Source organism: Paenarthrobacter sp. E2MeOHC11, assembly GCF_058744955.1.
In genome coordinates this window covers 1,887,601-1,899,453 of sequence record NZ_CP196673.1, presented here as the reverse complement: position 1 = coordinate 1,899,453, position 11,853 = coordinate 1,887,601, and the positions used below count along the sequence as shown (strand labels likewise).

Sequence of the window (11,853 nt, the reverse complement as noted above, 5' to 3'; positions counted from 1 at the left end):
GCCTAGCTCGATGCCGGTTCATGCTGTGGACCGGCCTCTTGCGTGACCACTAGAAGCGAGAAAACCCGTGAAACACGCACGTTCACAGAAGCTGTTGGCGGCAGTTGCCGCCGCAGCGATCATGTCGCTGTGGATGGGTGGCGCCGTAGCGCCGCCAGTCTTGGCCACCACGCCCGGCACCCCTGGCGTAGCCCAGCCAGGCACCCCCGTCTACACGGAAGACTTCTCGAACCAGAATGCCACCGCTGGTGCCGTCAGCATTCTCAACTACGCGGGCGGCCCCGCCGCAGCCAACGAGATGTACACGGCTGATACGCCCTACACTCCCGCTGGCGGACAATGCGACGGCTGGATACTGAACTCCCTGACCCCGCTGCCAACCTCCGATACCGGCTGCCTCAGGAACCAGCCCGACGGCTGGGGCCAAATCCAGCAAATGTCGACTGCCCTTGGCTTGGCGCAAGGGCAAACGGCAGCGCAGGCCGCCAGCAACCAGTCGCTCTCCGAGTACACCAACAGTGCCTCGGGAATCATTGCGCCGGGTGTCCAGTTCCGGACCAAAGCCAACACTATTCCCGCGATCGCGGGCCACTACTACGCCGTATCCGGCTACTTCGCCCAAGTCAATTGCCACGCGGCACACGCCAGTGAGACCTTCAGCCTTCTCATCAACGGCACACGGCAAGTGCTCAGTACAGGGCTTGACCCCTGTGGCGGCAGCAATCTGGCAAAAGTGCAGGTCACCAAGCTCCAATCGGCTGCCTACCAGATTCCCGCAGGCACAACCCCCTCCCTCGGCCTTGAGCTAAGGAATGAGGCCACCACCGGATCCGGTAACGACGTCGCCTTCGACCTCCCGCAGATCGTGGACGTCACCCCCCAAGTGGACAAGTCCTTCCTGCCCTCCCTCATCGCACCTGGCGGGACCTCCACCGTTACCCTGACGGTGACCAATACGGATGACCTGAAGGCCAAGAACGACTGGTTTATCACGGACACCCTCCCGGCAGGAGTGGTTGTCGCCGGTACTCCCAACATCGGGGGCACCTGTGTGCAAGCCTCGGGAACCAATCCCTTGGTGCGGACGGCGGTGGCTGGAAGCAACACCATTTCTGTCGCCGGCGGTGACATGGCGTTGGGGATGACCTCATGCACCATCACCGTAGATGTCACGGCCGCCGAGGAAGGAACGTATGTCAACGGTCCCGCCAACATCGCGACCAACCTCAATCCTCCGGCAAACGCCACTCTCATCGTTCGTGCACCTCGCCTCCAACTGACCAAGGCACTGGACGCCCCGAGACTGCTGGATTCGGATCAATTCACCGTTGAAATCCGTACGGGTTCAGCCACAGGACCGATTGTCAGCAACACCGCCAACGCGACCACCACGGGTACGGGTTCCACCGTTACTGCCGGTACGGGCATGACCGGCGAATACGTGGCCAACGCAAACGCCACCTACTTCCTGACCGAGTCGGGTGGCGCCAACCTGGCCAGCTATGACAGTGCCATCACGTGCCTCGACGCCAACGGGCTGCAGGCCGAACTGCCCAACGGTGATGCTTTTGATGGTTCGCTGGATCTGGTGCCCGTTGCCGGCGCCGATATCAGCTGCGTGCTCACCAACACCGCCGTCCCGGCACCGGAGATGGAGTTCAGCAAGTCCGCCGACTCGTCCGGCATCCGGAATCCGTCGGTTGTGGGTGACCGGATCACGTACACCTTTACGTCCAGGAACACCGGAAATGTGCCGCTGACCGGCGTCACCATTAATGACCCGCTGGATGGCCTGTCCGCACTGACTTACACCTGGCCGGGCACGCCGGGTACATTGCTGCCCGGGGAGACCGTCACCGCCATGGCGACCTACGCGATCACCCAGGCGGACATTGGCGCGGGTCATATAGCCAACCTGGCAACCACCACGGGTAATCCTCCGACAGGTCCCCCAGTCACCCCGCCGCCCGCAGCAACCGATACTCCGTTGACACCTGGTCCGGCCATGGAGTTCAGCAAGTCAGCCGACGCTTCCGGCATCCGGAATCCGTCGGTTGTGGGTGACCGGATGACCTACACGTTCACGTCCGCGAACACCGGGAACGTGAAACTGACGGGTGTGGTCATCGATGATCCGCTGGCCGGTCTCTCGGCGCTGGTTTATACGTGGCCGGGAACTCCCGGCGAACTGCTCCCCGGCCAGGCCGTCACGGCCACGGCAACATACGCGATCACACAGGCTGACATTGAGGCCGGCCACGTCGCGAACAGCGCCACGACCACTGGTACTCCACCCACCGGTCCGCCAGTCACCCCGCCGCCCGCAGGAACCGATACTCCGTTGACTCCTGGTCCGGCCATGGAATTCAGCAAGACTGCTGAGGCTTCAGCGATTCAGAATCCCTCTGTTGCGGGCGATCTGATGACCTACACGTTCACGTCCGCGAATACCGGGAACGTTGCGTTGACCAACGTGGCCATCGATGATCCGCTGGTGGGTCTCTCACCGCTCACTTACGCATGGCCGGGCACCCCGGGCGAGCTCCTCCCCGGCCAGGCAGTGACTGCCACCGCAACGTACGCGATCACGCAGGCTGATATTGACGCCGGCCATGTCGCCAACAGCGCCACGACCACTGGCACTCCACCCACCGGTCCGCCAGTCACCCCGCCGCCCGGAACGACGTATACCCCGTTGACCCCGAAGCCGGCGATGGAGTTCAGCAAGTCTGCAGACGCTTCGGCAGTCCAGGACCCTTCAACGTCTGGCGACGTGATCACGTACGCCTTCTCCACGAAGAACACCGGAAACGTCACGTTGAAGGATGTTGCCATCACCGATCCGCTGGCTGGCCTGTCTGCGTTGACCTATACCTGGCCTGGTGTTGCAGGGACCCTGTTGCCCGGTGAAACCGTGACGGCTACGGCAACGTACGCCATCACACAGGCTGATATCGACGCCGGTCATGTCGCCAACAGCGCCACGACCACTGGCACCCCGCCGACGGGTCCCGCCGTCACGCCTCCTCCGGGCGAAACGGACACCGCGCTGATCACGGCTCCTGCGATGGAGTTCAGCAAGACCGCTGTGGCACCGGCAATCGACAGGCCGTCGAAGGTGGGTGACGTGATCACCTACGATTTCACGGCCAGGAATACCGGCAACGTGAAGCTCGCCAACGTGTCCATTACCGATCCGCTGGCTGGTCTCTCGGCGTTGACCTACACTTGGCCTGGTGTTGCAGGGACCCTGATGCCCGGTGAAACCGTGACGGCTACGGCAACATACGAGATCACACAGGCTGATATCGACGCCGGCCATGTCGCCAACAGCGCCACGACCACGGGCACTCCGCCCGCCGGTCCGCCGGTAGGGCCTCCTCCGGGCGAAACGGACACCCCGCTCACGCCGGATTCCGGCGTGGAGTTCACCAAGACAGCGGATGCTTCAGCAGTGGGAGACCCCACCCAAGTGGGTGACATCATCACCTATAAGTTCAAGGCAAAGAACACTGGGAACGTGCCCATAACGGACGTTGCTGTCAACGATTTGATGCCCGGCCTGTCGGACTTGGCTTACGTGTGGCCCGGTGCTGCCGGGACCTTGCTGCCCGGCCAGATGGTCACTGCCACGGCTACGTACGCAATCACCCAGGCGGACATCAACGCCGGCAGGGTCGCCAATTCGGCGACCGTGACGGGTACGCCTCCGACGGGACCCCCTGTCACCACTCCACCTGCAAGTGTTGTTGTGACGTTCCCGCCGGTGGTTCCGAACCACTCTGGAGGCCCACTGGCCAACACGGGAGTTGTCCTCACCGTGCTGCCGATCAGCCTCCTGGTTGTTGGCTCGGGACTGTTCCTGTTCCTCGTTGGACGTCGTCAGCGTTCCGAGGCGTAGGACAAGAGTGCGCGGCGCCCGGGGCCCCAACCCCGGTTGCCGCGTATTTTCCTTGAACTCAAAAACGTGAACCCACAAAACTGGAAAGAACCAGGTAGTCATCACATGAAGAAGACAGTCGCGTGTATTGCGGGGGTGCTTGTTTCTGCAACTGCACTTGCAGGTTGCTCGTCGTCCTCAAGCAGCGAGGCGGGGACGCCGCCGTCGTCAACGACAACCCAGGCCGCTACGACAGGCGAGGCAAGACCGGCCAACCCCGGCACGGGCATCATTGGGGCCACCAAGATGACCTCCTGCGATACAGCGCCTGGAAAGGTGACGGCAAAGGGGACCGTGACTCCTCCTGAGGGAACCAAAGGCACGGTCAAGATCACTGTCAGCTGGGTGGATCCGACAACCTCGGCCGTCCTGGCCCGGGGTGAGCAGACCTTCGAGGACGCCGCAGCAGGCGAGGCCCTTGACTGGGTCGCGAACGCAGAGGTGACCAGGCCTGCCACGGCGCTTAAGTGCGTTCTGGGGGCCACGGTCCTGTAACTGGAACCAGGAAGGCGCGGCCGATCGGGTATCTACTACCTGGTCGGCCACTTTTTTTGCCACTGAACCGCGTGCCACAAGAGGAGAGCAGCGGTGATCAGGATGGAGCCCAAGAGCGCATATGGTGCGTTGGAGAAGATCATGAAGTTCAGTTGGGCCGACTCGGCGGACTGGACTGGTATAGGACCCGCAACCGCGCTCATCGCCGCAGTAAGTGCCCACATTCCGAACCACGCAAGGCCGGCGTCCAGAACCCACAACGCAATGATGAACGGGTTGACCGGGAAGCGCTTGCGTTCCGGGCCTGCGGTCTCCGGCACATGGGGACTGACGGCCTGCACGGCGTTGCCATGTTCGTCGATTTCGCGGAAGCCGATGCGCTCGTGAACGTGGTCCTTCATGTGGTCCCCCAACCGTTGGCAGTGGATAGTCCTTGCACTCTACTACTCCATGCCCCCTGGGAGGCGGGGCCCAGCACATGGCCCGAGGGCGACACTCCGTGGCCGAAAAGAGTGCCATATTTTGCACCCAAGAGGGCCCGAAGAAAAGTCAATGACGCGCTACCGGGCGGTACAAGCGCGAGAAACCGCCTTCTAAGCGAAATAGGTCACAAAAGTTTGACGGAAAGGCTTGCCTAAGTAAGGCTTGCCTTTGCTAATAAGCGCCCCAACGCAATGGAAGGAAGCTGACGTGACGTCACCTAGTGTCGAAGAGCGGATCGCTCAGGAGCAGGATTTTGGCTCCAAGGTGGAACTGGCCCTCGCTGCCACCAACCAGCTGTTCAACGCACGAAATTCGCCCAGCTACGTCGCGCAGGTTCTTCAAGGAGTCAATGCTGTCTCTACCAAAGTCCAGCGGACCACCCAGCCGTTCACCGGCGTCGGGCATGCTGAACTGAAGGCCAAGGTGGGTGCCGTCGATCTTGAGCGTCCCTTGCCGGACACAGCCGCCGCCCTCGAGGAGCTGGACGAGCTCTACCTCAAGGACGCCATCTACTTCCACGATTCCCGCTACGCCGCGCACCTTAACTGCCCGGTGGTCATTCCCGCGTTGGTTGGCGAAGCGGTGCTCTCGGCCGTGAACTCCTCCTTGGACACCTGGGACCAGAGCGCCGGAGCCACCATGATCGAGCGCCGACTCATCGATTGGACCGCAGAGCGCATCGGTTTCGACGCCGATGCCGACGGCGTGTTCACTTCGGGTGGCAGCCAGTCCAACTTCCAGGCATTGCTGATTGCCCGCAACCATGCCGTTGCCAAGCTGCGGGCCGCGAAGGGGGACGCGCGCCTGCCGCACCTGCTGGACCGGCTCCGGATCTTCACCTCCGTGGACAGCCACTTCAGCATTCAGAAGTCCGCGTCCATGCTGGGCCTGGGCTTCGACGCCGTTATTGCAGTGCCCACGACCGAAGACCACCGCATGGACCCCACCGCACTTGCGGCTGCTTTGGCCGAAGCGCACGACGCCGGACTGGTGCCGATGGCGGTAGTGGCCACTGCCGGGACAACGGACTTCGGTTCGGTTGACCCGCTGTCCGAAATGGCCGCCTTGGTTCGTGCTTACGATTCCTGGCTGCACGTGGACGGCGCCTACGGTGGAGGACTCATCGTTTCCGGCCGCCATCGCCACCTCCTGAACGGGATCCACCTTGCGGACTCCGTTACCGTCGACTTCCACAAGACCTTCTTCCAGCCGGTCAGCTCCAGCGCAGTCCTGGTCCGCAACGGCTCCATGATGGGCCACGTCACCTATTACGCGGACTATCTCAACCCGGAGAGCGCCGCGAAGGCCGAGATCCCCAACCAGGTGGACAAGAGCATCCAGACCACCCGCCGCTTTGACGCCCTGAAGCTGTGGCTCACGCTGCGCATTATGGGTGCCGACGCGATCGGCGCCCTGTTCGATGAAGCGATCGACCTCGCTGCCCGGGTGGGGACGCTGCTGGCTGACGACGCCGAATTCGAGCTCGCCGCCGAGCCCCAGTTGAGCACCCTGGTGTTCCGCTACCGCCCGCTGGTTGATGGCGCGACCCTTAACGACGATGCTGCAGACGTCCTCAACCCGGCCATCCGCGCAGCCATCTTCGCCTCCGGTGAGGCCGTGGTTGCCGGCACCAAGGTGGCTGGCCGCCACTACCTCAAATTCACCCTCCTCAACGCCGAGGCGAGCCTGAGGGACATCCAGGAAATCATCGAACTTATCCGCCGGACGGGCCACAGCCTGCTTGCGGACACCACGGAGGCTGCAGCGTGAGCACCCAAGACAACGGCAGGATCTACGACGTCGCCGGAATCGGCGTCGGGCCTTTCAACCTGGGCCTGGCCGCGCTGAGCGAACCGGTGGAGAACCTGGACTGCGTGTTCCTGGACCGCCGTGAGTCCTTCGACTGGCACCCTGGCATGATGCTGGAGCCCGCGCACCTGCAGGTCCCGTTCATGGCGGACCTCGTGACGCTTGCCGACCCGACGTCGCCGTTCTCGTTCCTGAACTTCCTGAAGCAGACAGGCCGCCTGTACCGCTTCTATATCCGGGAGAACTTCTACCCGTTGCGCGCCGAGTACAACCAGTACTGCCAGTGGGTGGCCGGCCAGCTTGAATCCGTTCGTTTTAGCACGGATGTGCTGGATGTGGCGTACGACGACGGCGTATACCGCCTTTCGGTGCAGGGCCCGGACGGCGCTGAGGTGCTTCGCGCCCGCAAACTGGTCCTTGGCACTGGCACGTCCCCGTATGTTCCGGACTCCTGCGCGGGGATAGTCGAAGCCGGCGGACTTGTCCTCCACAACGCCGACTACCTGTCGAGGAAGAGTGAGCTGCAGTCCAAGCGCAGCATCACCATCGTGGGCAGCGGCCAGAGCGCCGCGGAGCTGTATTACGAACTGCTTCAGGAAATCGACGTCTACGGCTACCAGCTCAACTGGGTGACCCGTTCCGGCCGCTTCTTCCCGCTGGAATACACCAAGCTCACCCTTGAGATGACTTCCCCGGAATACGTGGACTACTTCCACTCGCTCCCGGGCGGGCAGCGGGATTCCCTGATCAAGAGCCAGAAGAACCTGTACAAGGGCATCAACTCGGACCTGATCGACGACATTTACGATCTCCTCTATACCAAGAGCCTCTCCGGCATGGTGGATACGCAGTTGCACACGCACTCGTCCCTCACCGCCGCAGAGTGGGACCCCACCACTGGTACCCACGCCCTCCAGTTGCACCACGAGGAACACGGCCGCGACTACAGCCTGGAGTCCGAGGCCGTCGTCCTCGCTACCGGCTATACCTACAAGGAGCCCGCCTTCCTGGCCGGCATCCAGGACCGGATCCGCCGTGATTCCAAGGGCCGTTTCGACGTCGAGCGCAACTATGGGACCGGCGTCGAACCCGGCGAAATCTTCGTCCAGAACGCGGAGCTGCACACGCACGGCTTCGTCACCCCGGACCTCGGTATGGCGGCCTATCGCAACTCCTGCATCCTGCGCGAAATCACGGGCCGCGAGGTCTACCCGATCGAGCGCAGCATCGCCTTCCAACAGTTCGGCGCTCCCGCTCCCGTGGCCGCAGCGCTTCCGGATGCAGTGGGGGCAACCGTATGAGCTTCACCTTCCGGCCCGTCGATCCAGTGACGGACGCACCTGTCCTCCACAGCTGGGTCAGCCAGGAGTACGCGCGGTTCTGGGGCATGGTTTCCGCCAGTGAGCAGGATGTTGTGGAGGAGTACACGAAGATCTCGGATTCGGGCCATCACCAAGCGTTCCTGGGGCTCGACGACGGCGTTCCCGCCTTCCTGATGGAGCGGTACCGTCCCGAGTTATCGCCGTTGGCGGACGTCTACGAGGTCCAGCCCGGTGATGTGGGTATGCACCTCCTGGTATCCCCGCCATCCGGCGAACCGCAGCCTGGGTTCACTACGTCCGTCATGCAGGCCGTGATGGCCGAACTGTTCGCTGACGCGGAAACCCTGCGGGTCGTCGTCGAGCCTGACGCCCGGAACCACAAGATCCATGTCCTGAACGAAAAAGTGGGCTTCCGTCCGCATGGCGTGGTGACCCTTCCCGCCGTCGATCCCGCCGAAGACCACAAGCAGGGCCTGCTGAGCTTCTGCACGCGCGAGGATTTCCTCGCAACCCTGACCCCGATTCTGGCCGCGCCTGTCGCGGCGACCAGAGGAGAATCCCTGTGACCACCACTGCCGACAACGCGACTACCACCGCCATTGATTCCGTGTCCCACCTGACCCCTGAACGCTGGGCCATTGCCAACAGGCACCTGGTCCGCAAGGCCATCGCCGAGTTCTCGCACGAACGCATCCTGGTCCCGGAGCTGATCCGGGAGGAGGGCGCCGGCGTCGGCCTTTACAAGGTGGTGAGCGACGACGACACCGTTGAGTACCGCTTCCGGGCGCGCCTCCTGCAGTTGGAGCACTGGTCCGTCTCCGCGGAATCCATCGTGAAGCTGCGTGACGGCGAGGAATTGCCGGTGGACGCTTTGGACTTCATCGCCGAGTTCCATGAGGCACTGGCCATCCGCCAGGAAATGCTGCCTGTCTATCTGGAGGAAATCAGCAGTACGCTGGCCAGCCACGCGTACAAGCAGGGCAAACCGTTCAGCTCAGCCCAGTTGGCTGCGGGCATCACTGGCGGGGCTGACCGCGCTGCCGACTTCCAGGCCATCGAACACAGCATGACCGAGGGGCACCCTTGCTTCGTGGCCAACAATGGCCGGCTGGGCTTCGGGATTGCCGACTACCACGCCTTCGCGCCGGAAACGGGTGCCACGGTGAAGCTGCAGTGGATCGCGGTGCACCGCAGCAAGGCGGTGTTCACGTCCAGCGCAGGACTGGATTACCGGACCCATTTTGAAGCCGAACTCGGACCAGCCACGCTTGATTGGTTCAACGCTGAACTCTCCGCATCCGGACTGGACCCCGAGGACTACCTGCTCATGCCAGTCCACCCCTGGCAGTGGGACAACAAACTCACCGTGACGTTCGCGGCAGAAATCGCCCAGCGCCACATTGTCCACCTCGGAGCCGGGGAGGACGCCTACCAGGCGCAGCAGTCCATCCGCACGTTCTTCAACACCGACTACCCGGAGAAGGCCTACGTCAAGACGGCCATGTCCGTGTTGAACATGGGCTTCATGCGTGGCTTGTCCCCGCAGTACATGAAAGCGACGCCGGCCATCAACGACTGGCTGCAGGAACTGATCGGACAAGACCGGGAGCTCCAGAACCGGGGCCTGGCCATGATCCGCGAATCAGCAGCCATCGGTTACCACAACCACTACTACGAGGCCGCCTCCGCCAAGGGCTCTCCCTACCGGAAGATGCTCTCGGCGCTGTGGAGGGAAAGTCCCCTTCCGCTGCTCAAGGACGGCCAGCAGTTGGCCACCATGGCATCGCTGCTGCACGTTGATGGGGCCGGGAACTCCGTGGTCACGTCCCTGATTGAACGTTCAGGCCTGGCACCCACAGAGTGGCTTCGCCGCTACTTCGAGGCCTACCTGGTGCCACTGGTCCACTGCCTCTACGAGTACGAGCTCGCGTTCATGCCCCACGGCGAAAACGTGATCCTGATCCTCGAGGACGGTGTGCCGGTCCGCGCAATCATGAAGGACATCGCCGAGGAAATCGTGGTCATGGGGGACAGGCTGGAACTGCCGGAGGAGGTCTCCCGCGTGAAGGCCGAGATCCCTGCCGAGGAAATGGTCCTGGCGATCTTCACGGACGTGTTCGACTGCATCTTCCGCTTCCTCGGGGCCATCCTTGTGGAGGACGGGACGTTGCGCGAGGACGAGTTCTGGGGAACCGCAGCTGCCGTGCTCCGCGAATACCAGCAGCGCCACCCGGAGCTTGCAGACCAGTTCGCCATGCACGATCTCTTCGCGGCCGACTTCGAACTGTCATGCCTCAACCGCCTGCAGTTGCGGAACAACCAGCAGATGCTGGACATCTCGGATCCCTCCGGAGGACTCCAGATGGCAGGCCGGCTGGCGAACCCGTTGGCTAAGTTCGCCTAGTCAGGCGCAGTACCACCTCGGTCTCATAGGCCTGCGAGGACTTCATTGATCCCCTGAACCAGCACACTGCGTGCACCGAAGGGTCGCCGGGCACCACCATCGGGCGGAGGTTGTCCACGGAGGAGTCTTCGGTCACGGCTTCCCACGTCCAGCTCACTCCGGCGTCGGAAGTTACACCGCGGTAGATCTCGTAGTGCGCGGTAGCAACAGCCGTCCGTGGATCTACCGGCGTGGAGATGTACACCCGGTCCAGGTTGTTGGGGTCCACGGCGCCCAGCCCTGTGTAGTCCTGCTCGTGCGGCAGCAGGCCCGCACCGGCGACGGCGAGCGGATGAAGTTCCCAGCGCACCCCATCAAAGCGGGCGTACAGCAGGCGGTGATCGTCGACGTCGAGCATTTGCTCCCGCTGCAGCGGACCGTTCACGTCGTTGGCCCGGCAGGTGACGATCGCGGCAAGTTCCTTGCCCTGCCGGCGAAGGTCAGTAGTCCAGCCATGGGTGAGGGTGTCGCCGTCGAGCGTCATCCCGGCCTCAAAAACGGTGGTGAGGGCCATCTGGTTGACGCCGGCCGAACCGATGACGGGCTTGCCAACCACGGTCCCCCCGGCGTCGTGGAGCCCATCGCCTTGGATGTAGCCGTGGTAGATGCTGTTGTTGAAGTCGCGCGGGTGGTGGTCCGTGGTGATGAGGTCGATGCGGTCAACGCCGTTGGACACGTACCGGGTGTAGCCGTTGACATAGCCGATCTTCGGGCGGGTGAAGAGCTTGCCGCCGTAGCTCCAGGTGCTGCCGTCATCGTCGGAGACCAGCAGTGTGGGGTCGTCGTTGATGGCGCGGACAAAGTTATAGACCCGTTCTTCGGCGTCGAGCCGGTGCAGATTGGAGTAGGTGGCACCGCGGCCGTCCGCCAGCTCAGTCCAATCGAACTGCTGCTCCGGTTCCCATGCGGAAGCGTCGTGCGGGCGGGTGGAAACCCGCCACAGTGAGTAGTTGTCCGTCTTGTGCTTGGCGTACATTGCCACGTAACGGCCATCCGGCCGGATCAGGAGAGCCGGCGCATTGTGGTCATCGGCCTCCAGGCGTTCGTGGAGGACGTGGATGCTGCACTCGCCGGTAGCAAGATCCAGGACAGCGACTTCGATGTTGCCCCCGCGTTCAAGCCCTCCCGGGCCCTCCGGTGCGGCAACCGACCCGACCAGCAGCGAGTTGTTGGCGGGGTCGATGAGTGCCCGCTCATCCTGGAACCAGCACCAGGCGCCGTTGTTGTTGAGGACCAGTGGCTCCTGCAGGGATGGGGCGTCGTTGACCATGGAAATCCTTTGCGGCTTTGCATCGTTTCAAAACCATCTTACGCACCGACGTTCCTGTTAGTGGCAATCCTCCTCGGCCGTATCGTCATGA

Annotated in this window: 9 protein-coding genes; 6 read left to right on the top strand and 3 right to left on the bottom strand. The window is 63.0% G+C overall.

What is annotated here, in order from left to right; genetic code table 11:
• The first annotated feature begins 121 nt into the window (after positions 1–121).
• Positions 122–3,901, top strand: coding sequence for a DUF7507 domain-containing protein (locus ACSSVG_RS08730; protein WP_492419170.1), 3,780 nt, complete (start codon positions 122–124; stop codon positions 3,899–3,901).
• Positions 3,902–4,002: 101 nt separating this feature from the next.
• Here the strand turns inward: ACSSVG_RS08730 and ACSSVG_RS08725 are convergent, their stop codons facing one another.
• The gene (locus ACSSVG_RS08725) at positions 4,003–4,185 is read right to left on the bottom strand and encodes a hypothetical protein (protein ID WP_492418450.1); all 183 of its coding nucleotides are present in this window, start codon (positions 4,183–4,185) and stop codon (positions 4,003–4,005) included.
• 49 nt (positions 4,186–4,234) lie between these two features.
• On the opposite strand from ACSSVG_RS08725, the gene ACSSVG_RS08720 reads away from it, so the two are divergent.
• Entirely contained in the window at positions 4,235–4,435 is a 201-nt protein-coding gene (locus ACSSVG_RS08720) for a hypothetical protein (protein ID WP_492418448.1), read from the top strand.
• A gap of 35 nt (positions 4,436–4,470) precedes the next feature.
• Here the strand turns inward: ACSSVG_RS08720 and ACSSVG_RS08715 are convergent, their stop codons facing one another.
• Positions 4,471–4,836 carry a hypothetical protein gene (locus tag ACSSVG_RS08715; RefSeq protein ID WP_253465724.1) on the bottom strand — a complete coding sequence of 122 codons (366 nt, stop codon included), beginning with the start codon at positions 4,834–4,836 and terminating at the stop codon, positions 4,471–4,473.
• Positions 4,837–5,125: 289 nt separating this feature from the next.
• Here ACSSVG_RS08715 and ACSSVG_RS08710 point away from each other — a divergent pair, with 289 nt between their 5' ends.
• From ACSSVG_RS08710 to ACSSVG_RS08695, 4 genes are read left to right on the top strand one after another with little or no spacing between them, the layout of a single operon-like run.
• Positions 5,126–6,688 carry a pyridoxal phosphate-dependent decarboxylase family protein gene (locus ACSSVG_RS08710; RefSeq protein WP_492418446.1) on the top strand — a complete coding sequence of 521 codons (1,563 nt, stop codon included), beginning with the start codon at positions 5,126–5,128 and terminating at the stop codon, positions 6,686–6,688.
• Positions 6,685–8,028 carry a lysine N(6)-hydroxylase/L-ornithine N(5)-oxygenase family protein gene (locus ACSSVG_RS08705; RefSeq protein ID WP_492418444.1) on the top strand — a complete coding sequence of 448 codons (1,344 nt, stop codon included), beginning with the start codon at positions 6,685–6,687 and terminating at the stop codon, positions 8,026–8,028. Before ACSSVG_RS08710 ends, ACSSVG_RS08705 begins: the two co-directional genes overlap by 4 nt.
• Complete coding sequence (locus ACSSVG_RS08700) at positions 8,025–8,615, top strand: GNAT family N-acetyltransferase (RefSeq protein WP_253465730.1); 591 nt, start codon at positions 8,025–8,027, stop codon at positions 8,613–8,615. Before ACSSVG_RS08705 ends, ACSSVG_RS08700 begins: the two co-directional genes overlap by 4 nt.
• Positions 8,612–10,453 carry an IucA/IucC family protein gene (locus ACSSVG_RS08695; RefSeq protein WP_492418442.1) on the top strand — a complete coding sequence of 614 codons (1,842 nt, stop codon included), beginning with the start codon at positions 8,612–8,614 and terminating at the stop codon, positions 10,451–10,453. The genes ACSSVG_RS08700 and ACSSVG_RS08695 overlap by 4 nt, the downstream gene beginning before the upstream one ends.
• On the opposite strand, the gene ACSSVG_RS08690 is transcribed toward ACSSVG_RS08695, so the two are convergent.
• Positions 10,440–11,762, bottom strand: a complete 1,323-nt coding sequence (locus ACSSVG_RS08690) for a BNR-4 repeat-containing protein (protein WP_492418440.1) — start codon at positions 11,760–11,762, stop codon at positions 10,440–10,442. The genes ACSSVG_RS08695 and ACSSVG_RS08690 overlap by 14 nt on opposite strands.
• Between the last annotated feature and the right edge of the window lie 91 nt (positions 11,763–11,853).